16 protein-coding genes are annotated in these 25089 nt (G+C 72.9%); 9 read left to right on the top strand and 7 right to left on the bottom strand.

The features are described 5' to 3' along the window. The first annotated feature begins 236 nt into the window (after positions 1-236). On the top strand, positions 237-4208 hold the full coding sequence (gene eccCa / locus AB0N63_RS33650) for a type VII secretion protein EccCa (protein WP_365535286.1): 3972 nt from the start codon (positions 237-239) through the stop codon (positions 4206-4208). Between the two features lie 301 nt (positions 4209-4509). On the opposite strand, the gene AB0N63_RS33645 is transcribed toward eccCa, so the two are convergent. The 7 genes from AB0N63_RS33645 to eccB form a co-directional block, all read right to left on the bottom strand. Then, on the bottom strand, positions 4510-4809 hold the full coding sequence (locus AB0N63_RS33645) for a WXG100 family type VII secretion target (protein ID WP_365535283.1): 300 nt from the start codon (positions 4807-4809) through the stop codon (positions 4510-4512). A gap of 79 nt (positions 4810-4888) precedes the next feature. Continuing rightward, complete coding sequence (locus tag AB0N63_RS33640; RefSeq protein WP_365535280.1) at positions 4889-5194, bottom strand: WXG100 family type VII secretion target; 306 nt, start codon at positions 5192-5194, stop codon at positions 4889-4891. A 187-nt stretch (positions 5195-5381) separates the two neighbouring features. Next, complete coding sequence (locus AB0N63_RS33635) at positions 5382-6608, bottom strand: S8 family serine peptidase (protein WP_365535278.1); 1227 nt, start codon at positions 6606-6608, stop codon at positions 5382-5384. Between the two features lie 98 nt (positions 6609-6706). Further along, entirely contained in the window at positions 6707-8539 is a 1833-nt protein-coding gene (locus AB0N63_RS33630) for a hypothetical protein (protein ID WP_365535276.1), read from the bottom strand. After that, positions 8536-8979: a hypothetical protein gene (locus tag AB0N63_RS33625; RefSeq protein ID WP_365535275.1), complete on the bottom strand. Its 444-nt coding sequence runs from the start codon at positions 8977-8979 to the stop codon at positions 8536-8538. Before AB0N63_RS33625 ends, AB0N63_RS33630 begins: the two co-directional genes overlap by 4 nt. Positions 8980-9438: 459 nt before the next feature. Beyond that, positions 9439-10728: a type VII secretion-associated serine protease mycosin gene (mycP, locus tag AB0N63_RS33620; RefSeq protein ID WP_365535272.1), complete on the bottom strand. Its 1290-nt coding sequence runs from the start codon at positions 10726-10728 to the stop codon at positions 9439-9441. A gap of 32 nt (positions 10729-10760) precedes the next feature. Continuing rightward, positions 10761-12293 carry a type VII secretion protein EccB gene (gene eccB, locus AB0N63_RS33615; protein ID WP_365535270.1) on the bottom strand — a complete coding sequence of 511 codons (1533 nt, stop codon included), beginning with the start codon at positions 12291-12293 and terminating at the stop codon, positions 10761-10763. 213 nt (positions 12294-12506) lie between these two features. Here eccB and eccE point away from each other — a divergent pair, with 213 nt between their 5' ends. The 8 genes from eccE to AB0N63_RS33575 all read left to right on the top strand — a co-directional run bounded on the left by eccE (position 12507) and on the right by AB0N63_RS33575 (position 24932). Further along, positions 12507-13850, top strand: a complete 1344-nt coding sequence (gene eccE / locus AB0N63_RS33610; protein ID WP_365535268.1) for a type VII secretion protein EccE — start codon at positions 12507-12509, stop codon at positions 13848-13850. Further along, positions 13847-14620, top strand: coding sequence for a hypothetical protein (locus AB0N63_RS33605; RefSeq protein WP_365535265.1), 774 nt, complete (start codon positions 13847-13849; stop codon positions 14618-14620). Before eccE ends, AB0N63_RS33605 begins: the two co-directional genes overlap by 4 nt. 504 nt (positions 14621-15124) lie before the next feature. Then, entirely contained in the window at positions 15125-18607 is a 3483-nt protein-coding gene (locus AB0N63_RS33600) for an SCO5717 family growth-regulating ATPase (protein ID WP_365535263.1), read from the top strand. A 385-nt stretch (positions 18608-18992) separates the two neighbouring features. Beyond that, the gene (locus AB0N63_RS33595) at positions 18993-20876 is read left to right on the top strand and encodes an ABC transporter substrate-binding protein (RefSeq protein WP_365535262.1); all 1884 of its coding nucleotides are present in this window, start codon (positions 18993-18995) and stop codon (positions 20874-20876) included. Between the two features lie 12 nt (positions 20877-20888). Then, a complete protein-coding gene (locus AB0N63_RS33590) occupies positions 20889-21965 on the top strand; it encodes an ABC transporter permease (protein WP_365535260.1) in 1077 nt (358 codons plus the stop codon). Next, a complete protein-coding gene (locus AB0N63_RS33585; RefSeq protein WP_365535258.1) occupies positions 21962-22915 on the top strand; it encodes an ABC transporter permease in 954 nt (317 codons plus the stop codon). The genes AB0N63_RS33590 and AB0N63_RS33585 overlap by 4 nt, the downstream gene beginning before the upstream one ends. After that, positions 22912-23913, top strand: a complete 1002-nt coding sequence (locus AB0N63_RS33580; RefSeq protein WP_365535255.1) for an ABC transporter ATP-binding protein — start codon at positions 22912-22914, stop codon at positions 23911-23913. The genes AB0N63_RS33585 and AB0N63_RS33580 overlap by 4 nt, the downstream gene beginning before the upstream one ends. Next, entirely contained in the window at positions 23910-24932 is a 1023-nt protein-coding gene (locus tag AB0N63_RS33575) for an ABC transporter ATP-binding protein (RefSeq protein ID WP_365535251.1), read from the top strand. Before AB0N63_RS33580 ends, AB0N63_RS33575 begins: the two co-directional genes overlap by 4 nt. Positions 24933-25089 lie beyond the last annotated feature (157 nt).

The raw sequence follows: 25089 nt of genomic DNA, 5'->3' as shown, positions 1-25089 counted from the left end.
GTCGCCCCGGCCGCCGGCCGCTCGCGCCGCCCGGCCGGGTGCGGGGGCCGCCCGCTGCGAACGTCGCGAATCGCCTGCTTTCGCCGGACCGATTCGCACCTGCTCACACATCCCACCGGCACCCTACCGCCCACCGGCGCCGCCGGTTGTCAGTAGGATCGCGGTTCGCGATCGGCGTCCGCCTGACACGGGGCGGCGGACAGAACACCTCGGTCGGGCAAGGGAATTGGTGCGTAGTGAGCCATATCGTCGTCAAGCGCCCGCCACGGGCACTGCCGAAGGACGTGCCCACGGACGAGATCGTGCTGCAACCCCCGCCGGAACTGCCCCGCGGGCAGCAGGAGGGCGCGCTGATGCAGCTGCTGCCCATGCTGGGCATGGGCGGCTCGGTGGTGTTCTTCTTCAACCCGAGCGCCCAGCCCTTCATGAAGATCATGGGCATGGTGATGATCGCCTCCACGGTCGCCATGGGCGTCTCCATGCTGGTGCGCTACCGCCGCGGCAACCAGGGGCAGATGGCCGACATCCGCCGCGACTACCTGCGCTATCTCTCGCAGACCCGGCGCACGGCCCTGGACACCGCCAGGGCCCAGCGTGACGCCCAGTACTACCTGCACCCTTCGCCCGAGCAACTGTGGGCGCTGGTCGCCGAGGGCAGCCGGGTGTGGGAACGGCGCACCGGCGACGAGGACTTCGGCCAGGTCCGGGTGGGTCTCGGCCCGCAGGCCCTGGCCACCCCGCTGCTCGCGCCGGAGACGGCTCCGGTGGACCAGCTCGAGCCGCTGACCGCGGGCGCCATGCAGCGCTTCCTCGCCACCCACAGCACGCTCGAGGACCTGCCCATGGCGGTCTCGCTGCGCGCCTTCTACCACGTGACGGTCAGCGGCGATCCGGCGACCGTGCGCGGCACGACCCGCGCCCTCGTCGGCTCGCTGGCCTCCCTGCACTCCCCCGAGGACCTGGTCGTCGCCGTGGCCGCGCACCGGGACAGCACGTCCGAGTGGGAGTGGGCCAAGTGGCTGCCGCACAGCCAGGCCCCGGGCGTCACGGACGGCGCGGGCAGCCGGCGGCTGATCGCGACCGACCCACAGGAGCTGGAGGACCTGCTCGGCGCCCGGCTGCAGGGCCGGCCGCGCTTCCACCCGGGCGGGGCGCCGGTCCCCGAGCAGCCGCACCTGGTGGTCGTCCTCGACGGCGTCTCCCTCTCCCCCGCCTCGCTGCTGGCCTCCCCCGAGGGCCTGCAGGGCGTCACGGTCCTGGAGGTCGTGCCCGGCGAACTCACCGCCGGCCGCGGCGACCTGTCCGTCGTCGTACGCCCCCAGGAGCTGCGTCTGGAGTCAGCCCACGGCATGGTCTACGAGGGGACGCCCGACGTCCTGTCGTACGAGGCCGCCGAGGCGCTGGCCCGCCAGCTCGCCCCCCTCCGGGTCGCCTCCGGCGGTGACGACGACGAACCGCTGCTCGCCAACCTGGAGTTCACCGATCTGCTGAACCTCGGCGACGCCGCCTCCGTCGACCCCAAGCGCACCTGGCGGCCGCGCGCGCAGGCCGAGCGGCTGCGCGTGCCGATCGGCCTCGGCGAGGACGGCCGGCCCGTCATGCTGGACCTCAAGGAGGCGGCCCAGGAGGGCATGGGCCCGCACGGCCTGTGCGTGGGCGCCACCGGTTCCGGCAAGTCGGAGTTGCTGCGCACCCTGGTCCTCGGCCTGGCGGTCACCCACTCCTCCGAGACCCTCAACTTCGTCCTCGCCGATTTCAAGGGCGGCGCCACCTTCGCGGGCATGGCCCAACTGCCGCACGTCGCCGCCGTGATCACCAACCTCGCCGACGACCTCACGCTCGTGGACCGGATGGGCGACTCCATCCGCGGCGAACTCAACCGCCGCCAGGAGATGCTCCGCGACGCGGGCAACTACGCCAACATCCACGACTACGAGAAGGCCCGCGCGGCCGGCGCCCCGCTCCAGCCGATCCCCTCGCTGGTCCTCGTCATCGACGAGTTCAGCGAACTGCTCACCGCCAAGCCCGACTTCATCGACATGTTCGTCCAGATCGGCCGTATCGGCCGCTCGCTCGGCGTGCATCTGCTGCTGGCCTCGCAGCGGCTGGAGGAGGGCCGGCTGCGCGGCCTGGAGACGTACCTGTCCTACCGCGTCGGCCTGCGCACCTTCTCCGCGGCCGAGTCGCGCGCCGCGCTCGGTGTGCCCGACGCCTACGAACTGCCGAACATCCCCGGCTCCGGCTTCCTGAAGTTCGGCACCGACGAGATGGTCCGCTTCAAGGCGGCCTACGTCTCCGGCGTGTACCGCACCGGCTCGCAGCAGGCCGCGGCGCTCGGCGGGCCGCTGCCCGTGGACCGCAGACCGGTCCTGTTCACGGCGGCCGAGGTCCCGGTGCGCTACGCCCCGGTGCCGCATCAGCGCCGGGAGCCGCGCCCCGACGAGAAGGACGACGCGCTGGCCGACACCGTCCTCGACGTGATCGTGCGGCGCCTCGAGGCGCAGGGTCCGGCCGCCCACCAGGTGTGGCTGCCGCCGCTGGACAGCCCGCCGTCGCTGGACTCGCTGCTGCCCGGACTCGCCCCGGTGCCCGGCCGCGGTCTGACCCAGCCCGGCTACGAGGGCGCGGGCCGGCTGATCGTGCCCGTGGGCATCGTCGACAAGCCGTACGAGCAGCGGCGCGACCCGCTGTGGGTCGACTTCGGCGGGGCCGCCGGCCATATGCAGATCATCGGCGGTCCGCAGTCCGGCAAGTCGACGCTGGTGCGTTCCCTGGTCGCCTCCTTCGCGCTCACCCACACACCGCACGAAGTGCAGTTCTACGGGCTGGACTTCGGCGGTGGCGGCCTGTCCTCGCTGGCCGGTCTGCCGCACGTCGGCGGGGTCGCCTCCCGGCTCGACCCGGAGAAGGTACGGCGCACCGCGGCCGAGGTGTACGGCGTGCTGACCCGGCGCGAGGAGTACTTCCGCGCCTCGGGCGTCTCCTCCATCGCCGAGTTCCGCAGCCGCCGCGCCAAGGGCGACATCTCGGTCACCGACCAGCCGTGGGGCGACGTCTTCCTGGTCATCGACGGCTGGGGCAACTTCCGCACCGAGTACGAGGCGTTGGAGCCGCTGGTGCTGGACATCGCGTCCCGCGGCCTCGGTTACGGCATCCACCTCGTCCTGACCGCGTCGCGTTCGATGGAGGTCCGCTCCAACCTGAAGGACCACCTGATGAACCGCCTGGAGCTGCGGCTCGGCGACCCGATGGACTCCGAGTTCGACCGCAAGGTGGCGGCCAACGTGCCCACGGGCGTGCCCGGGCGCGGCCAGACGCCGCTCAAGCAGCACTTCATGGCGGCGGTCCCGAGGATCGACGGCCTGTCCTCCGACACCGACCTGGCGGACGCGGCGACGGCGCTGGCCGCCGAGGTCAGCCGACACTGGCAGCAGCCCGGCGCACCGGAAGTCCGGCTTCTGCCACGGGAGTTCGCCGCGGCCCAGCTGCCGCCGGGCGACCGCTTCCCGCACCGGGGCGTCGCCTTCGCCCTGGACGAGGACAACCTCGAACCGGTCTTCGTGGACTTCGACCAGGACCCGTTCTTCCTCGTCTTCGGCGAGAGCGAGTCCGGCAAGTCGAACCTGCTGAAGCTCCTCATCCGGCGCCTGACCGAGCGCTACGACGGCGACAGCTGCAAGCTGTTCGTGGTCGACAACCGCCGCTCGCTGCTGGGGGTGACCCCGACCAGCCATCTGGCGGAGTACATCCCCATGTCGAACCAGATGCAGCACCACATGGACGCGCTGGCCGACCTGATGCAGCGCCGCACGCCGACCTCGGACGTCACTCCCGAGCAGCTGCGCGACCGCAGCTGGTGGCGTGGGCCGACGGTCTACGTCGTCATCGACGACTACGACCTGGTGTCGACGTCCAGCGGCAACCCGCTGGCCGGCCTCACCGAACTCCTGCCGTTCGCCCGCGACGTGGGCGTCCGCTTCATCATCGCCCGCTCCACGGCGGGCGCGGGCCGCGCGGGCTACGAGGCGTTCATGCAGCGCATCAGGGAACTCGGCGCGCAGGGCGTCGTCCTCGCGGGCGACCCGACCGAGGGCGAACTCCTCGCCAACGTCCGCCCGCGTCCGATGCCGCCCGGCCGAGGCGTGTTCGTCTCGCGACGGCAGGGACGGCCGTTGGTGCAGGTCGGGTTGGTGCGCGAGGGGAACTGAGCGGACCACACGCCGAACGCCCGTCCCCGGTCTTCGGGGGGCGGGCGTTCGGCATGTGGTGACGGGGGCCGTCGGACGGCGACGGGAGAGGGGGTGCGGGTCCCAGGTCGAGCGGACTCCGATTCGAGCGCACTCCGGGTGGGGCGGGCTCCGGGTGGGGCGGGCTCCGGTGAGACGCGGGTGGGACGCGCGGCGGGGTCCGTACGCTTGGGGCCCACGATCCGTACGTGTCCGGGCATGCGAACGGGGTGGGCGCCTCCCGCGCGCGCCCACCCCGGGTACTGCTTCGTGCGGCCGCTTCCTAGCGGAAGTAGCTGGCCGCCTTCTTGTCGCCTTCCATGTAGGTACCGCCGGCCTGGGCCACGACGTGGCCGATGCCGGTCAGCGCCTGGTGGATGTCCGACGCCTCCTTGTCCCAGCGGGTCAGCTTCTCGTGGAAGGTGCCCTGGGCCTCGCCCTCCCAGTACTGGAGGCTGTCCGTCACCAGCTTCCTCAGCTCGACCAGGTCGTGCTCGAGCTGGGACGCCTGGTTGCCGATGTCGGTGGAGGCCCTGTCGAGCCCGTCATAAGTGACGGACAGGCCCTCGGCGTTGTTGGCCATGTGTGTCTACCTCGTCTCGCTGGTGTGTCTGTCGGAATGCGTCAGCGCCGGCTGACGTGACCCGGTGTCGCGGTCCGGCTCAGTAGGAGCTGAGAGCGGACGTCGGCACGGTGGGCGCACCGTCCCTGACGTCGATCTTGTTGACGGACGCGCGGACCTCGTCCTCCTTGCTGTCCTTGATGTTGCGCGTGGAGGTCATGGCCTCGATGACCTCGCTGAGGATGTTGCCGATGTTCTGCAGCGAGGTGTTGATCTCGTACTGCTTCTTGTCGAAGGCGGCGCGGCCGATACCCTGCCACTGGCCTTCGAGGCTGTCGATCACACCCTGCAGGGTGTGCACGCGCTTGCGGATGTTGTCGTACTTCTCGACCATCCGCTGCTGCATCCTGACTACTGCGTCATCTTCAAGCTTCTGCTTGCCGCCGGCCATGTGAGACCGCCCCTCTCTCTGTCTGTCTCCGGTCCAACTGTGCGCCCCTCGCCGCGCGGTGCCGCGCGACGGCGGGCCGTGTACTGCGTGCCCCGCGCCTGTGGTGCAGGTACGGGACGCGCAGACGGTTCATGACGGGCCGTCACCTGGCGCGCCGGGCACGCGCGACGGCCAGGCCGCCACCGCCGAGCACGACGACTGCGGCTGCCGTGCCGAGCACGACCCACAACGTGGTGCTGTCACTGGTCGATTCCGCACTCGATCCTGCCGCAGATGTGCCGCCGGCCGTAGTCTTTTGCGGGGCTTGTGACGCGGCTGATGCGGAGGCGGAACCGGCTGCGGACGGCTTCGGTGACGCCTGAGCGGCTCCGGACTTGGCGAGCAGGTCGCCGCCGTTCTCCTTCGCGAGCGGGTCGACGTTCGGCGGTCCCGGATCGTAGTGCGGGTTCTCCAGGACGTTCTTCGGCCGGATCGCCCCGTAGCCCAGGTACTGGCTCGGGTCGTCCTTGGGCCAGCTGCGACCGGCCGTGTCGATCAGGGCACGGGTGACCTGGTTCACCGTCCAGTCGGGGTGGGCGGACCAGATCAGTGCGGCGGAGGCCGAGGCGATGGCGGCGGCCGGGCTCGTTCCGTTGTAGTCGTCGCAGTAGGAACGGAAGGAGGTGTCACACCAGCCGGGGATTCCTTCGCCGGGTGCCGTCAGGTCTACCCAGTCGCCGTGGGAGGAGAACTTGGACACGGTGCCGGAGGAGTCCATCGAGGAGACACCGATCACGTAGTCCTCGGCTGCCGGGTAGTCGATCTCTCCCTTGCCGTCCCCCGCGTTACCCACCGCGGCAATCATCAACTTGCCCTTGGAAGCGGCGTATTTGATCGCTTCCCTCTCCTCCGGGAAGTAGTATCCTCCGATCGACATGCTGATGATCTTGACGTCAGTGTCGGCCGCCGCCCTGATCGCCTCCCAGGGCTCAGGAGTCCTTTTCCTCTCCGCCTTCGGCAGTTCCGTAAGGACGACACGGTACGGAACGATCTTCGCCCCAGGGGCCAGCCCCTTGAGACCGCCTCCGGCACCCGTTCCGGCGATCAGCTCGGCCATGGTCGTGCCGTGGCCTTTGTAGTCCTGGGTGGAGTGGTAAGCGACGGATTTCGGAGTCTCGTTCACCAGCACCTGTCCCTTGAGGGAAGGCGTGTCGGAGTTCACGCCGCTGTCGATGACCGCGACCTTCACCCCTTTCCCGGTGCTGGTCTTCCACATCTTCTCGGCCTGCATCGGACCCAGGTACCACTGCTTCGACTGCGCGTCGTACGCGGCGGCGTTCGGGGCGAATCCCACGCTCAGGGCCGCCAGCGCGCCGACGACCGCGCCCACCGCGCGTACTCGCCGTCCGCGGCGTCCCCCGAGGAACACCGCTCGCCCGGTTCGTCGGCTGCTCGCTGACTTCATGCCTCGTACATCCTCGCTCGCACTCAGTGGCCGACCGGCGGCACATCACGCCGCGGTGCGGTGGGGTGGGGGGTCTCGTTCTCCCCGACCGTGTGGTCAGGGCGCGATGCGTCCGGCGCGTCACGCTCGTCCTCGCGCTTCTTCCGGTCGCCGGACCCGCGGACGAGACCGGCGCCCCCACGCGTCAGGCCGTTGCGCTCCGCCCGGACGGCGGACGTGCGCGTGGTCGGCCTGCCGCTGACGCCCTCGGCTGGTGCGGTACCGCCACGAGCTGCCGGTGCGGCCCTTCCCGTGCCCGGACGCTGAGCGGACTCGGGTGCGCCGAAGACACCGCGTGCGACCGGCCTGCCCGTCTGTGAACGCGACCCGGCCTCCCCCTCGGCGCCGATGACGGTGCCTCGCGGAAGCCGCGGACCGCTCCCCTTCGCCGACCCGCCGGTCGTCGTGGGACGGCCACCGACTACGCCGTTGCCCCGGCCCGCACCCGTGATCGGGCCGCCCACGGCACGCTGAGCCGGGTTGCCCGCTGCTCGCGGAGTGCCTCCTGTGACGCCTCGCCCCATGGGAGTCGACGAAGACCTGGCCCCCGCCTGCGCGGCCTTGCCCAAGGACTGGCCGGTGGACGTGGCGCGTCCCATCTGGTTCGTGGGTCCTTGGCCCGGGAAACGCCCCGAGCCGGACGCGCTCGGGCCGGACGCGCCGATCCGTCCCTGGGACGACACGGGGGTGCGGAACCCGCCCGCTCGGCGGGAGCCTCCTCCTGCGGTGCTGCTGCTCGGCAGCGGCAGGCCGGGGCCTCCTTCGAACATGCCGGTGTGGCCGCCGTTCGGAGCGGGGGTGCCGGTGACCGGGGTGGTGACCGTCTGCGGTGTCGTCGTCGGAGGTGGCAGTGTGCTGACGCTGTCGATGCCGGTACCGACGTCGGGGGTGTCGACGGACACATGACCGACCGGAGTCGGGGGGTGCCCTCCGTGTTCCGTGACGTGTCGCACGGGTGGCGGGCTGTCGACCGTGTCATGAACACGGGAGTGTGCCGGGGCAACCATCGGGTGATGACCGGGCACTGCCGCCGCTCCGGTCCTCGAGGCACCACCGGAATCGGATCCCACCGGGCGATGGCGGTCTGAAGCATCAGGCTTCGGCACCCCCACGTCCGGCATGGCGTCGAACGTCGGGGCCTTGCTCCGCACCGCCGTCAACTGCTCGTTCGACACGGCGTAGTAGGAGGCCAGCCGATTCATCTGGTTGATGGCTTCCTGGCGGTTCTTCTCCACCTTCACGGCGGCCGCGTAGTCCTCCTTGTTCGCGGCCTTCTCGGCCGCGGAGAACTCATGGGGCCGCTTCCGGTCGGCCTCGCTGTCACGAGGCGGCATCGCGCCGCGGACCGACGCCAGGCCGTCGGCGGCCGCGGCGAGCTGGTCACCGGCACCGCCGGCGAAATCGCTCAGCTGGAGCGTCTTGCCGACCAGGTTTCCGCCCCAGGAGCGGAAGGCCTCACCCGCCTCGCCCACCCAGTGGACGTTGTCGATGTGCCCCGCGAGTTCCTCGGCCGCCGACTTGATGGCGTCGCGTGCGTCCCACAGCGCCTGCCCGGAGGAAGCCAGGTCCTGGGGGTCGGTCTTCTCGACCAGATCGAGCAGCTGGTTGAGGCCGAGGGTGGTGTCGCCGAAGTCGGTGCTGTGCTGCACCGTCTTCGCGTACGGGCTCTGGTGGGCGACCGCCCGCAGGGTGCCGTTCACCAGCCGGGTGAACAGACCACCGCCCTGCGGCAGGTCGTCGGCGGTGCGGGTGATGTCCGTCAGGGAGTTCTGCGCCGTGACCCGCTGCTCGTCGGCTTTGTGGTCGTCGTGGCTCATTGGAGGGTCGCACCGCCCTTCGCGTCATTGGAGCGCGGCTTCGACCTCTGGATCTTGTCGATCTCCGTCTGGATCTCCCAGAACCGTCGGCGCTGCTCCTCTTCGAGGTTCTCGAAGCCGTGGTACGCCCCCTGCACGGCGATGCCGATTCCCTCGATCTGGAGATGGAGGGTCTTGGACAGGGAGGTCAGCTCCTCGTGCACCGCGTGGTAGTTGGTGTAAAGGTCGTGCGCCTCCGGGAAGACGCCCTCACCGGCAGCGGTCAGGGACGACAGCTTGATCGTCTGCGCGCCGACCTTCGTCGGGTTACCCGCGGAGGACTCCAGGTCGCGCAGCACCGCGTCGACCCGCTTCACGAACGTGCTCAGCGCCTCGCCGCTGGCCTCCAGGTCCGCTGCCCTGGCCTGGGACGCTCCTCCCACCATGTCAGCCGGAAGCACGACACTCCTCCCCGTTCCCCGTGTACGCATCGTCGCGGGCCGGCCGGTGCGCTTCACGCAATCGCAAAGCACGGACCCATGGCTCACAACGCGCTCACCACTCTAGTCAGGCCCCGTAACCGGTCCAACCCAGATGTGCCCCGGCCTCGTTACGACACGCCTGAGGCATGTCGGTTCGCCTGATGTGCCGTTGCCACCGGGGAGGCCGTGCGGGCCCTGGTGCGGGAGGGGCTGGTCCCGTTCGCCGATCGTGAGGGCGGGGACCGGGAGCGGGGGCCGGTCCGGTACGGATTTCCACCCAACCTCCACACGCCCGGGTGACGCGGTGGGTGAGTCGGGGTGTAGCGGGTCCGGTACTCCGAGCCGGGTCGCTCTCGCTGAGCGGCGTCCCACCGCTGAGCCCGGCGCCCCGGTGTGCCCGCGGGCAGTGAGGCAGCGGGCACACCGGCTCCAGAAGGGCTACGCCCTCCCCGTCACCCTCGCCCGCCGTCTGCGGGCGTCCCGTACCGCCACCGCTGTGCCGCTCAGGGCTGCCACCAGGACCAGGACGGCGATCGCCACGTAGGTGCCGAGGCGGTGGTTGCGCTGGGTGGTGGTCTCCCCGAAGTGGAGGGGGGTGATGGCCGGGGGTTCGGCGCGGGTGACGCCGCCCTCGGGGCGGGGGGACTCGACCGGGCGGGCCGGGTCCACGTCGGTGAGGGCGCGGACCGGGTCCACCACGCCCCAGCCGACCAGGCGGTCGTGGCCGGGGATGGAGCGTTCCGCGGTCTGCTCGATCTGGGCGACGATCTCGTGGGCGGTCCACCCGGGGTACTTGGACTTCAGCAGGGCGGCCACACCGGCCACGTAGGGCGCGGAGAAGCTGGTGCCGTTGTCGGAGCAGTGGCCGCCGCCGGGAACCGTCGAGATCATGTCCACGCCGGGAGCGGCCACGCCCACGAACTCGCCGGACTGGGAGAAGGACGCCCGCTCGTTGTTGCGGTCGGAGGCGGCGACCGCGAGGACGCCGTCGTAGGAGGCCGGGTAGGTGATCTGGACGTTTCCGCCGAGACCGTCGTTGCCGGCCGAGGCGACGACCACGACCTGGTGGGCGAGGGCGTAGTCCACGGCCTGTTCCAGCTCGGAGTCGGGGCGTACGGCGTTGGCCGTGTCCTGGGAGATGTTGATGACGCCGGCCCCGGCGCCGACCGCGTACTTGATGGCGGCCGCGAGGGTCTTGGCGGTGCCGTCGCCCTCCGCGTCGTTCTGTTTGACGGGGATGATCGTGGCGTCGGGCGCCAGGCCCACGAAGCCGGTGCCCTTGGCGGGGCGGGCCGCGATGATGCCGGCGACGCGGGTGCCGTGGCCCACGGTGTCCGTGGTGCCGTGGGCGTCACCACGGTCGATCTTCTCGCCCCTGGAGTTCTTCTCGGGCAGGTTGTTCATGCCCTTCGACGCGTCGACCGCCGGCTTGAGCTGGGGGTTCTTCACGTCGACGCCGGTGTCGATCACGGCGACCTTGACGTCCTTGCCGGTGGACCGCGCCCACAGCTCGTCGAGGTTGACGCGTTGCAGGGCCCACGGCCGGCCGGTGTACGGCTTGGCCGGGAACGTGCACTGGCCGTCGTCGGCGTGTGCGGGGACGGCGGGCAGCGCGAACACCGAGGTCGCCGCGGTGAGCGCGGTGGCGGCCGCGAGGACCGCGGCGCGGGTGAGGGCCGTGGTCCTGCTGAGCGTTCCGGCGCGGCGGCGGGCGGATGCCTTCGGCATGAGGGCCAGCATGAGTGCGTCTCCTCCGGCGGCTACGAGCCCTGCGGCTGGCGGGCCGCGGCTTCCGAGAGGCGCGGCCCGGTCGGCAGGAACGTCGACCACTCCATGGGCACGGGCGCGGGGTCGACCCTGGCGTACCCGAGCCGGGTCTGGGCGATCTTCGCCTCGGTCAGCGCCTGCTTGCGCTGCTCGGCGGTGGTGCCGATGCCCTTGTCGTCGGTGGCGCTGTCGCTGTTGGACTGAAGGGCGTAGCGCAGCCCGGTGTCGGTGACCAGGAAGACGCCGCCCGCCTGGGTCGCGGTGCCCTGGAACTGGCGGAAGAGCAGGCCCGATCCGGCGGTGACGTACGCGCTGGAGGAGCCGGTGGGCAGATCGGCGGGGAAGTCGGTGCCCACCCAGGTGGACAGGGTGGTGGCGCCGTGTCCATCGACCGAGCGCAGCACGTTGCAGACGGTGTTGCGGCCGCTGGTGGCGGCGGCGCCGTCGTTGACGGTCCTCGGCTTGTACAGCGGCCAGGTCATGTCGTCCTTGAACGCGGTGCTGTCGGTGACCGCACCGGGGCTGACCTGCTGCGCCTCGCCCGCCTGTCCGACGCCGACCAGGTCGCGGCTGTTGAGCAGGAGCGTGGCGGTGAACTCCGAGATCCGGGCCACCTGGCCGCGCTGCACCACGTAGTACTGCATGCGCCGGCCGTCGTACGCCTTGATGACCATGCCGATCTTGTCGTACCGGTCGTACTGCTGGAGTCCGCTGAACGCGCCGGCCCTGGCACCCGGTTCGCCGTCGATGTGCGGGACGGCGATGTCGTCGCCCTTGTGGAAGGTCGCGAGCCACTCCTGCGAGACGCGCTGCGGTGCGCGGCCCTGGGTGTCGAGGGCTTTGAGGAGTTCCTTGTCGGAGGGGTCGGCCAGCCGGTAGCGGTAGCCGCGCGCGTCGATGACGTACTGGGTCTTGCCGTCGGGTCCGACGACGTACATGAGGTCGCCGCCGGTCGTCCGGTCGCGGCCCTCGACCTTGGACCACTCCTTCTCGGCGAGGACGAACGCCGCCTTCTGGATGGCCCGGCCGCCGGCGCCGGGGCGTTCGCACACCGCCCACCGCTTGGCGGTCTCGGCCTCCTCCGGGGCGGGCAGCCGGTCGGGGGCGTACGGAATGCCGATGGTGGCGCCGTGCGGGGGCTTGCCGCTGTCGAGGACCTTCTCGTCCACGGTGATGACGCTGTCCTTGCCGGGGTCCAGCAGGAGCCTGGCGGACGCCATGTTCAGCACCGGGTGCAGCTGCACCTGCCTGCCCGTCTTCAGCACCACGTACCGGGTGGTCGACTTGCTGGCGACGATGACGTGTTCTCCGGGCGTGTCCCAGCCCTTGGGCGCGGTCGGGCTGAACAGGCCGATGCCGCCGAACACCGCGAGGACGACCGCGCCGACGACGACGCCGGGCACCACCGCGCCGAACGGCTTGGGCGCGCCCTCCTCCGAACCCGACGCGGAGGGCCGCAGGAAGGACGCGAGCATGCGGCGCTTCGCGAAGGTGTAGGCGTTGAGTTCGTCCCGCCGTGATGCCATCTGTTCCGCTCTCTCCCCGTGCAGAGCTGTGAAGGGGGTGTGGAGCATGCGCGCTCTCCGCGCCCGTCCCCCGAACTGCCTCTGGTGCCTCGGCTGTCAGCACCGGCCCCTACTATGCCTGTTGCGGCGCACCGCCCGCGGCACGGGTAGGGTGCTGGGGCCCGGAAGGGGCCGTGCACGAGGGATTCGGGAGAGTTCGGGGGTTTTGCAGTGATGGCTTCCGCAGCACGGGCCCGGTCGCGATCGCAATCGGGGTCACGGTCGGGCGACGGAAGGCGGCCGGACTCCCGCGCGCCCCGCGGCACCGCGTCGGCCTGGCGGCGTTCCGCGGGCCCCCTCACCGCTCCCCGGCTGACCTCGCGTCCGGGCAGCGGCGGCACCTCGGCCCGGCAGCGGCTGGTGCTGCTGGAGCTGGCCGTGGCGCTGGTGCTGTGCGGCTGGGCGGTCGGCACGGTCGCGCTCGTCGCGGCCTCGGTGGTCGCCGCCGGGCTGGTGGCGCTGGCCTTCGTCCGCCGCCGCGGCCGCACCCTGCCGGAGTGGCTGGGCACCCTGCTCGCACTGCGCGCCCGCAGACGGCAGGCCGCGAGCACCCCGCCCCCGCAGGACGTCGAGCCGGGCCTGGCGCCCGTCGTCGAGTGCGATCCCACGCTGCGCACCCACTCCTACGGCGGCCGGGACCGGCGCCCGGTCGGGATGATCGGCGACGGCACCTTCGTGAGCGCCCTGGTGCAGGTGGAGGCCGACGTGGCCGCGCTGCGCGCCGACCGGGGCCGGCAGCCGCTGCCGGTGGCCCTGGTGCGCGACGCGCTGGAGGTGGACGGCATCCGGCTGGAGTCGGCGCAGATCGTCCTGCACACCCAGCCCGCGCCCGCGCTGCACCTGCCGCAGCACTCGGTCGCCGTGACCAACTACGCGCCGCTGCAGGCGCAGACCGGCGCCCCGGCCGTCCGGATCACCTGGATCGCGCTGAAGCTGGACCCGGAACTGTGCCGGGACGCGGTGGCGGCGCGCGGCGGCGGTCTGGAGGGCGCGCAGAAGTGCCTGGCGCGGGTGACCGACCACCTCGCCAGCCGGCTGACCGGCGCCGGGTTCCGCGCCACCGTGCTCAACGAGGAGGAGCTGACCGCCGCCCTCGCCACCTCCGCGTGCGCCAACCCGCTGGTGACGGCCGAGGCCGGACGCACCGAGGCCCGGGAGCGGCGCACCGAGGAGTTGGGCCGCAGCTGGCGCTGCGACAACCGCCGCCACACCACCTACTGGATCCGCCGCTGGCCCCAACTGGGCGGCGGGGGAGCTTCGCTGGCGCAGATCGTGGCGGGGATGACCAGCGTGCCCGCGCTGGCCACCACCTTCAGTCTGACGCTGTCGCGGGCGGAGCGGCAGGAGACGGCGCTGTGCGGGCACCTACGGGTGACCGGTCGCAGCGACGACGAACTGGTCGCCGCGCGGCGGGCGTTGGAAGACGCCGCCCGGCAGGCGGGCGCGCAGCTCGCCCGGCTCGACCGGGAACAGACGCCCGGCATGCTCGCCACGCTGCCCCTGGGAGGCGCCCGATGACCGTCACGACCGCACAGCCGGCCGGCTCCCCGGCCGCTGGACCGTCCGCGGCCGCACGGGTGCGCGACCGGCTGCGCAGCGGCCTCGGCCTGATCGGCCCCCGGCACGCGCGGCACGCGCTCTCCGCCGAGCAGGTGGACTCGCTCGCGCTGCCCATCGGCGACGACGGCGTCGTCGTGGGCGTGGACGCCGAGGGGCAGCCCGCCGTCCTCGGGGTCAACCGCCCGACGCCATACGACGTGGTCCTGATAGGCAGTCTGTGGACGGCTCAGGTGCTGGCGCTGCGCGCGGCGGCCACCGGGGCGCGGGTCGCCGTGGAGACGGGCCGCGCGCAGGCGTGGATGCAGATGGTGCACGCCATGGGCGGCGGGCAGAACGGTCTGGCGGTGTACGAGGTGGGCCGGGTGCCCCCGCAGGGCGCGTCGGCGGGCACCCCGGTGCTGGTGGTGCGCGACTGCGGCATGCGGCCGCCGCGCGGGCGGGTGGTCTCCGGGCCCTGGCAGTCGGTGATGACCCTGCTGCCGTACCTGAGTCCGGTGGCGCCCCGGTTGATCCGGCAGGCGCGGCTCGTCGGCGTGCAGCGGATCTCGCCGGACGAGGCCGCCGAACTGGGCCGCACGATGGCGCTGCCGCGCCCCGACGTCGAGTCGCTGCCCACGCTTCCCGACGGCGTCACCCTGTGGTGCGCCGACAGGGACCGGCAGTACGTGATGACGCAGCCGACCGACGCGGAGATCGGATTGCTGGGGACGCCCCGGCGGATGGACTGAGCGGCCGGGGTGTTGACGGCCCGGGTGTGACGGTGGCGACGGCCGGGACGACGGCGGCGACCGGGGCGTGTCGTCGCGCCGCACGGCGCCGCACCGGGACTGCCGGCGAACGGGATGGGGCGGATCTGACCGGTTCGTCCCTCCGCGGACGCCGAGTTCACGCCCCGTCGGCCGCTGCTTCGCTGCGGTGGGCGGCCGGCCGCGTCGTGATGTCTCGTCCGCCTTCGACCGGTTGGCGCGTGTGCGGGTGCGGTCGGCGGGGCTCGCCGTGACGCCGTCGACGGGCGCGGAGGGCTGGACGGGCCTGCCATGAGCGCGCCCGTGGTGATTAGGCTGGGACCGGGCGCCACATCGGAACCCGCGGCTGAGCCGTCGGCGCCCCGGGGGAGGCCGGGCGGGCCGGATCGGTTCCGTTCCGCCGGCGACCGCTTCCGACCGACCCCATTGGACGCCAACGGTCGCCCCAGCACGGCATGAGGGTGCTCGACCACACCAGGAGGAACTGTGAACAGCGATCGGGACGGGAACCGCGGGGGCTGGGCCACGCCTGGCGACGACCAGTCCGACGCGGCGTCCGCCGTCGAGGCGACGGGCGAGTTCACCATCGACTACGCCCCGCCGGCCTGGTACACGCAGAACTCGCCGTCCTCGGGCGGCGACTCCGCGCAGGGCGCCCCGGCCGCGCCGGCGACTCCGCCGCCGCCCCCGCCGGTCGGTCCGCCGGTCCAGCTGCCCGACCCGCCGCCGGGCAGCGGCTTCCAGCCCGCCTGGACGCCGCCGCCCGCCGCGCCTCCGGCACCGCCCACCGCCGCGCCCCTGGCTCCGGAGGCGGAGCCCGCCGGGAACGGCGACCTCGTCAGCGGCGCGACGATGCGGATCTCCGCGGCCGCGCTGAAGCGGGAGTTCGCGGAACGGGACGCGGCGAAGGGCATCGGCGAGCCCTCGGGCGAGGGCACGGTGACACCGGACGGCGGCCCGGCTTCCGCCGAGGGCGCGGGCTCGGGCGACTTCGGGCACGCCTCCGCGGGTGATGCGGCCGAAGCGGCCGACGCCGGTGCCGGACGCACTGGGACGGCCGTGGACGACGGTACGGCTCCGGGCGCGGAGGACCGGGTTCCGGCATCCCCGGGCGACGATGCTTCCGAGGCCGCCTCCGAAGGCGGGGGCGCTCGTACGGACGGCGGAGACGACACCGCGCCCGCCGCCGAGGGGACCGGGGCGGCCGAGGCCGAGAGTGGGCCGGACGCCGACGAGGAGGGTGCCGACAGCGCCCGTAGGGACGTGACCGGGGACGCCGGGGAGCAGGCCGACGCCGCTTCCACGCCGGAGGCGAAGGGCACGGGGGACGCGGAGGACTCGCCCGAGGCCGCCCCGTCCGGGCAGGACGAGGCCGCGGGCGCCGCGTCCCGCGACGACGTGCCGGACGCGGTGCGGGACGCCGTGCCCGGGTCGGACTCGGCCGCCGGTGGCGGCGTCGCCGGTGCCGCTCCGTCCGTCCAGGCGGACGACGTGCAGGACGCCGTTCCGGCGGCGGGTGCCGAGGGCGCCGTACCGGAGGCTCCGCGGGAGTGGGGTCCGCCGCCGGCGCCGCAGGACGTGGTGCCGCCGCTTCCGCCGGCCTACCGGCCCGCCGCTCCGGCCACCGCGAACCAGTGGCCCGCGCAGCCCCAGCAGCAGGGGCAGCAGGCTCAGCCGGGGCCGCCCTATCCGCAGCCGCCCTTCCAGCCGCAGGCCCCGCAGCCCGCGCCGACCGCGTGGAACACTCCGGGTGCGCCGGGTGTCCCGGGTGCGCCGCAGGAAGGCGCACCGCAGCCGGGTGCGCCCACTCCCCCGGCGCCGCCCGCCGGTTACGGCTTCCCGCAGCCCCCCGCCACACAGCCCGCGCCACCGAACCCGGCGCAGGGCGGCTACGGCTTCCCGCAGACTCCAGGCGCGCCCAACCCGCCCGCGCAGCCCGGCGGTTACGGCTTCCAGTCGCCCGCCCCGCAGGCCGCCGCCCAGCCGGGACAGCCCGGACAGCCCCAGCCTCGGCCGGACGGAGAGCCGCGCCCCGACACCGTGGCCGACCCCTCGGCCACGGCACAGCCGGGAGCCCCCGAGCAGACCGCCGCCGCCCAGCCGGCCACGCCCCCGCAGGCCCCCGCCCAGCAGGGACAGCCCCAGCCCGGGCACCCCGGCGCCGCCCAGCCGCAGCCCGGTCAGCCCGGCGCCCCGCAGCCCCAGGGTTGGGCGCCGCAGGCCCCGCAGCAGCCCGTCGATCCGCGGACCGGCACCGCCTGGCCACAGCCGATCCAGCACGACCAGCGGCAACCGACCAACCCCGGTGCCGCACCGCTCGGTTACACGGCGGCGGTGGAGCTGTCCTCGGACCGGCTGCTCAACAACAAGAAGCAGAAGGCGCGCAGCACCCGTCCGGCCGCGGCCGGTTCCCGCTTCCGGATCGGCGCCAAGAAGGAGGAGGCCGAGCGGCAGCGCAAGCTGGAGCTGATCCGCACTCCGGTGCTCTCCTGCTACCGGATCGCGGTCATCAGCCTCAAGGGCGGCGTCGGCAAGACGACGACCACCACCGCGCTCGGCTCCACCCTGGCCACCGAGCGGCAGGACAAGATCCTCGCCATCGACGCCAACCCGGACGCCGGCACCCTCGGCCGCCGCGTGCGACGGGAGACCGGGGCGACCATCCGCGACCTGGTGCAGGCGATCCCGTACCTCAACTCGTACATGGACATCCGGCGGTTCACCTCGCAGGCGCCCTCCGGTCTGGAGATCATCGCCAACGACGTCGACCCGGCCGTGTCCACGACGTTCAACGACGAGGACTACCGGCGCGCGATCGACGTGCTGGGCAACCAGTACCCGATCATCCTCACCGACTCCGGCACCGGTCTGCTCTACAGCGCGATGCGCGGGGTGCTGGACCTCGCCGACCAGCTCATCATCATCTCCACACCGTCCGTGGACGGCGCGTCCAGCGCCTCCACGACGCTGGACTGGCTGTCGGCGCACGGGTACGCCGACCTCGTCTCGCGGTCCCTGACCGTGATCTCCGGGGTGCGCGAGACCGGCAAGATGATCAAGGTGGAGGACATCGTCGCCCACTTCGAGACGCGCTGCCGCGGGGTCGTCGTGGTGCCGTTCGACGAGCACCTGGCGGCGGGCGCCGAGGTGAACCTCGACATGATGCGCCCGAAGGTGCGCGAGGCGTACTTCAATCTGGCGGCGCTGGTGGCCGAGGACTTCGTCCGGCACCAGCAGGCGCACGGGCTGTGGACCTCGGACGGCAACCCGCCGCCGGTGGCGGCCCCGCCGATGCCGGGTCAGCAGATGCCGGGTCAGCCGTACCCCGGGCAGCAGCCCTACCCCGGCCAGCCGGGCCAGGCGGCGTACCCGGGCCAGCAGCCGTACCCGGCCCAGCCCGGACAGCCGATGCCGGGGCAGCCCGGCCAGTCCCCCTACCCCGGACAGCCGGGGCACCCCGGTCAGCCCACCGCCCCCGGCCAGTTCGCACCCCAGCCCCCGGCGCAGCCGCAACCCCAGCCCCAGCCCCAGCCGGGCCAGCAGCAGGGCGGGTACGGCTACCCCGGCCAGCAGCCCCAGCAGCTGCCCGGCCAGCCGGGTCAGCCCGCACAGCCGGGTCAGCCCGCACAGCCCGGCCAGCAGGCCTACCCCCACCCCTACGGCCAGCAGCCGATGCCCGAGCCCCCGGGCCAGCCGTACCCCGGACAGCCCTACCCGGGTCAGGCGCCGGCTCCGGGCCAGTTCCCGGCCCAGCCGCTGCCCCCGCAGCAGGCCCAGCCCCAGCCGGGCCAGCAGTACGGCTACGGCTACCCGGGGCAGCCCTACCCGCAGCAGCCGCCCCAGCCACCCCAGCCGGGCCAGCCGGGCCAGCCGCAGGCACAGTCCCCGCAGGGCCGGCCCCCGGAGGCCCAGCAGCCGCAGCCGCCGCAGGGGGGCGAGACCCCGCCGCCCCCTCCCCCGCAGCAGTGACCCGAAAGCACCGAACCGCCGCTGCCCGACCCTGACCGGCCCGCGCCGTCCCCGACGGCGCGGGCCTTCGCGCGTTCGCAGGGCAGAACCGGCGGAAACACGCCGCCACGCCCTCACCAGGAAGGCGTCAGTGGTCTCGACCAATGGGAGCGACATCGTGGTCAACTCGTTGTTTCCGCAGGCCACACGGGGTTTGGCGAACCGTTGACGCGCGCAGACTGCCGCTGATAGACACTCACTTCATTCCGTCGGCGCGCCACCCGATCAAGGTCCTTCCAGCTCGTTCACACCCTTCCACTCCGTTTCGGCCTGTTCACATCTGTTCGAAACCCGCCCGCGCGGGGCGCACCCGCCCCCGCGAGCGACGACGCGAGGTCACCGAGCCATGAACACACAAGACCAGCACGGCAGAGGACGCAGAGGCCGCACCAGGCCCCGCCCCAGGAGGACGCGGCTCCTCGCCGCGGCCGGCGCCGGCGCCCTTCTCCTCGCGTCCGGCCTCGCGGCCCCGGCGGCCTCGGCCGCGCAGCAGTCCGGCGCGGCCGACGACGGGCACGGCGACAAGGTGCTGACCGTGGCCGTCGCGCAGAGCGTCGACTCGCTCAGCCCGTTCCTGGCCGTGCGGCTGCTCAGCACCAGCGTCAGCCGGCTGATGTACGAGTACCTGACGAACTACGACCCCAAGGACGCCCACGCCGTCCCGGGTCTGGCCACCAAGTGGCAGTCGTCGCCGGACAAGCTGACCTGGACGTACACGATCCGGTCGGACTCGAAGTGGTCGGACGGACAGCAGGCCACCGCCGAGGACGCGGCCTGGACGTTCAACAAGATGATGACGGACCCGGGCGCCGCCACCGCCAACGGCAGCTTCGTGACCAACTTCGAGAAGGTCACCGCGCCCAGCCCCACCCAGCTGGTGATCCGGCTGAAGAAGCCGCAGGCCACGATGACCGCGCTCGACGTGCCGATCGTGCCCAAGCACATCTGGGAGAAGGTCCGGGACTTCTCGAAGTTCAACAACGACAAGAGCTTCCCGATCGTCGGCAACGGGCCGTTCGTCCTCACGGACTACAAGCCGGACAGCTACGTCAAGCTGAAGGCCAACAAGGGATTCTGGCGGGGCGCGCCGAAGTTCGACGAACTGGTGTTCCGCTACTACAAGGACCAGGACGCCGCCGTCGCCGCGCTGCGCAAGGGCGAGGTCTCCTTCGTGGCCGGCTCGCCCTCGCTCACCCCGGCCCAGGCGGCCTCCCTCAAGGGCGAGAAGGACATCCACGTCAACGAGGGCCCGGGCCGCCGCTTCTACGCGCTGGCCACCAACCCGGGCGCGCAGGCGAAGGACGGCACGAAGTTCGGTGACGGGGACCCGTCGCTGCTGGACGAGCGGGTGCGGCACGCGCTGTTCATGGCGGTGGACCGCAAGACGATCGTGGACAAGGTGTTCCAGGGCCACGCCGTCGAGGGCCAGGGCTACATCCCGCCGCGCTTCTCGTCGTACTACTGGCAGCCGTCGGCCGGACAGGAACTGGCGTACGACCCGGCGAAGGCCGGGCAGCTGCTCGACCAGGCGGGCTACAAGAAGAACGCCGACGGCAAGCGCGTCGGCAAGGACGGCAAGCCGCTCGACTACCGCGTGCTGTGCCACGCCACCGACCCGAACGACAAGGCGGTCGGCAAGTACCTTCAGGAGTGGTGGGGCAAACTCGGCATCGGGGTGACACTCGACTGCCTGGACAACGTGACCGACCCCTGGCTGGCCGGGAAGTACGACCTCGCCTTCGACGGCTGGTCGGTCAACCCCGACCCCGACTTCGTGCTCTCCATCCACACCTGCGCCGCCCGCCCGCAGACCCCGAAGGACACCGGGGCCACCGACAACTTCATCTGCGACAAGACCTACGACCAGCTCTACGCGCAGCAGCTCGCCGAGTACGACCCCGCCAAACGGGCGGACATCGTCAAGCGGATGGAGTCGCGGCTGTACGACCTGGGGTACATGAACGTCATGGCCTATCCGAACGCGGTCGAGGCCTACCGCACGGACCAGATCAAGTCGATCACCACCATGCCGTCCGCGGCGGGCAACATCTACGGCCAGGACGGCTACTGGAGCTGGTGGTCGGCGGCGCCGGCCGACTCCGGCGACTCCTCCGGCGGCGGCACGTCCACCGGCGTGGTGATCGGGATCGTCGCCGGCGTCGTCGTCCTCGGCGGGCTCGCGGTGCTCTTCGCGGCGCGCCGCCGGGCCACCGCGGAAGACCGCGAGTAGGGACGCGTACCGATGACCGCTGAAGCGACACCCTCGGCCCTGGACGCGACCGTCGCCGGCCCGGACGGTTCCGGGCCGGGCGCGGTGGCGCGGGCCCGGTCGGCGCGGAACGGCGCCGCGTACGCCCGCTATGTGGCCGGCAGGCTGGGCGGTGCGGCCGTCTCGCTGCTGGCCGTGCTCGTCACGAGTTTCTTCCTGTTCCGGCTGATCCCGGGCGACCCGGTGAAGTTCATGACCGGGGGCCGCCCGGTCTCCGCCGAGCAGATCGCCGCCTACCGGCGCGAGTTCGGTCTCGACCTGCCGATGTGGCGGCAGTTCACGCAGTACTGCGGCAAGGCGCTCACCGGGGATCTGGGGACCTCGTACCAGTTCCACGTACCGGTCACCGACAAGATCTCCGAGGCGCTGCCGAACACGCTGCTGCTGACCGGCACGGCCTTCGTCCTCTACACGGCGCTGGGCGTCTTCCTCGGCACCCGCTCCGCGTGGCGGCACGGGCGGCTCGGCGACCGCCTCAACACCGGTCTGGCGCTGACGCTGTACTCCATCCCGTCGTTCTGGCTGGGGCTGCTGCTGATCATCGTGCTGTCGGTGGGCGCGGGCCCGATCCCGGGGCTGTTCCCGACCGGGGGCATGGAGAGCGGCGGCAAGGAGGGCTTCGCGTACGTCGTGGACGTCGTCCACCATCTGGTGCTGCCGGTGCTGACGCTGGTCGCGGTGGAGTACGGGCAGACGCTGCTGGTCACCCGGTCGGCGCTGCTGGACGAGATGGGCGGCGACTATCTGACGACCGCGCGGGCCAAGGGGCTGCGGGACGATCTGGTGCGGCGCCGGCACGCCGTGCCGAACGCGATGCTGCCGACCGTGACCCTGATCTTCGTCAATCTCGGGCGGACCGTGGCGGGCGTCATCCTGGTCGAGACGGTGTTCTCCTGGCCGGGGCTCGGCGGACTGTTCTACCAGGCGCTGAGCGTGCCCGATCTGCCGCTGGTGCAGGGGCTGTTCTTCGTCTTCGCCGCGGCGGTGATCGTGATGAACACCCTCGCCGACCTGCTGTATCCGCTGCTCGATCCGAGGGTGGGCCGATGACGAGTGCCGAGACCACCGAGACCGCGGAGGCCGGCGAGACGGCGGGGACCGTCGCGGCGCCGGGGCCGCGCGCCCTGGCGTGGCAGCGCCGACGGGCCTCCGCCGCCCGCTTCTGGCGCGAGTACCGGGGGCACCGCGCGGGGGTGGTGGGGCTGGCCGCGCTGGTGCTGTTCGCGCTGGTCGCGCTGACCGCGCCGCTGACCGTCGGGCCGGACGTGGCGAGCGTGACGGACGCGCCGGGGCAGCCCCTGCAGAGCCCAAGCGGCCACTTCCCGCTCGGCACCGACCAGTTCGGGCGAAATCTGCTGGGGCTGGTGATCTGGGGGTCGCGGGTCTCGCTGCTGGTGGGGCTGCTGGCGGCGGTGCTGTCGGTGGCGATCGGCGCGGTCATCGGGATCACCGCGGGCCACTTCCGCGGCTGGTACGCCACCGTGCTGATGCGGGTCACCGACTGGTTCCTGGTGATGCCGACGCTGGTGCTCGCCATCGCGCTGGCCACCGTGCTGTCGCGGTCGCTCGGCACGGTCGTCCTCGCCATCGGCGTCACCACCTGGCCGACCACCGCGCGCCTGGTGCGGGCGCAGACGCTGGCGGTGGAGTCGCGGCCGTACATCGAGCGGGCCAGGGCGCTCGGCGGCGGGCACTGGCACATCATGTCCCGGCATGTGCTGCCGAACGTGATGCCGCTGATCCTCGCCCAGACCACGCTGATCATCTCCTCCGCGATCCTCGCCGAGGCGACGCTCGCCTTCCTCGGGCTCGGCGACCCGACGGTCGTGTCCTGGGGCGGGCTGCTCCAGGACGCGCGGGAGGCGGGGGCGGTCAGCTCCGGCGACTGGTGGTACCTGGTGCCGCCGGGCATCGCGATCGCGGTCGTCGCGCTGGCGTTCACGCTGTGCGGGCGCGCGGTCGAGTCCGTTCTCAACCCCAGGCTGGGGGTGTCGCGTTGAGTCTGCTGGACGTACGGGGCCTGGAGGTGACGTATCCGGGCGGGGCCGCCGCCGTGCGCGGGGTCGACCTCGCGCTGGCGGCGGGTGAGAAGCTCGGCATCGCCGGGGAGTCCGGGTGCGGCAAGTCCACGCTGGCGCTGGCGCTGCTGCGGCTGCTGCCGGCCGGGACGCGGGTCGGCGGGGAGATCCTGCTGGACGGCGAGGACGTGCTCGCGATGAAGTGGGGGCGGGTGCGGGCGGTGCGGTGGGCGGGTGCGTCCATCGTGTTCCAGGGCGCGATGCACTCCCTGAACGCCGTGCACCGCGTCGGCGACCAGATCACTGAACCGATCCTGCTGCACCGGAAGGCGACGGCGGCCGGTGCGCGGAAGCGGACCGGTGAGCTGCTGGAGCAGGTGGGTCTGCCGGCGGCGCGGGCGAGCGCGTACCCACACGAGCTGTCCGGCGGCCAGCGGCAGCGCGTGATGATCGCGATGGCGCTGGCCTGCGACCCGCGGCTGATCATCGCGGACGAGCCCACCACCGCGCTGGACGTGATGATCCAGGCCCAGATCCTGCGCCTGATCGAGGAACTGGTGAGCGAGCAGGACGTGGGCCTCATCATGATCAGCCACGATCTGGCGGTCCTCGCCGACACCTGCGACCGGCTCGCGGTGATGTACGCGGGCCGGGTGGTCGAGGAGGGCCCGGCCCGGCAGGTCTACGACGACGCCCGCCACCCCTACGGGCGGGCCCTGTCGGAAGCGTTCCCGCGCATCGGCGACCCGGCGTCCCGGTTCGCGCCGCGCGGGCTGCCCGGCGATCCGCCCGACCCGGCGGCGGTCCCGTCCGGGTGCGCCTTCCATCCGCGCTGCCCGGTCGCGCTGGACCGGTGCGCCACCGAGGACCAGGTGCTGCGCGCGGCGGGCGTTCAGCGGCGGGCGGCGTGCGTGCACGTGGGCGAGGGGGCGCCGCCGGCGGCCGGGCAGGAGGCGGAAGTGAGGAGCGGCACCGTATGACGAGCACGACGACGGGCACGCCGGCGCTGCTGAGCGTGGCGGACCTGCGCATCACCTTCCCCGGGCGCAACGGCGCGCCGCCCGCCCGGGCCGTCGACGGGGTGGACCTCGACATCCGGCCCGGCGAGATCGTGGCACTGGTCGGCGAGTCGGGCTGCGGCAAGACGACGCTGGCCCGCTCGCTGCTCGGCCTGGTCCCGCCGACCGCGGGCCGGGTCCTGTTCGACGGCACGCCGCTCGCCACCTCCTCGCGGGCGCTGAAGGCGTACCGCAAGCGGGTGCAGCTGGTCCTCCAGGACCCGAGCGGCTCGCTGAACCCCCGGCACACGGTGTACGACGCCGTCGCGGAGGGGCTTCGCATCCACGGCCACGGCGGTGACGAGCGGGCGGCGGTCGCCGGGGCCCTGGCGCGGGCCGGGCTGCGCCCGCCGGAACGGTTCTTCCTGCGCTATCCGCACGAGCTGTCCGGTGGGCAGCGGCAGCGGGTGGTGATCGCGGGCGCGCTGGTGCTGGAACCCGAACTGCTCGTCGCCGACGAGCCGGTGGCCTCCCTGGACGCCTCGGTGCGCGGCGAGATCCTGGCGCTGCTGCTGCGGCTGCGCACCGAACTCGGGCTGTCGGCGCTGGTGGTGACGCACGATCTGGGGCTGGCCTGGAACATCGCCGACCGGGTGGCGGTGATGTACCTGGGGCGGATCGTGGAGACGGGCGAGGTGGAGCAGGTGCTGACGGCTCCCCGGCACCCCTACACGCAGGCCCTCCTGTCGGTGCTGCCCGAGGCCCCGGGCGCCCCGGTGGTCCTCACCGGCGAACCGCCGGACCCCTCCCGCGTCCCCGGCGGCTGCCGCTTCCACGCCCGCTGCCAGATCCTGGCGAACGGCGAGGCGGAACGGGCGGGCGTCGCCGCGTCATGCCGGACCGAGGACCCGGGGATCCTGACAGGCGACGGCACGGCTCAGGTGGCGTGCCATTGGGCGCACGCGAGGACGGAAGCGGGGGCGGCGACGCCTTCGCCGTGAGGGAACGGAAGCCGTCTTGGGGCGACGGGGGTGGCGGCGGCTGCGCGGTGCCGGGGTGTGCCCCGGCGGTGGCAGCCCCGACTCGCGTGGTGGCGGGCCGGGGCGGGCGTCCGGGCGGGGCCGTACGCCGGCCGCGCAGGGACGGCGGCCCGGGCGG

The sequence above is a fragment of the Streptomyces sp. NPDC093260 genome, from assembly GCF_040683715.1.
GTDB classification, from domain to species: domain Bacteria; phylum Actinomycetota; class Actinomycetes; order Streptomycetales; family Streptomycetaceae; genus Streptomyces; species Streptomyces sennicomposti.
The sequence above is the reverse complement of the archived record's forward strand: the minus strand, read 5'-3'. Positions and strand labels throughout refer to the sequence as shown.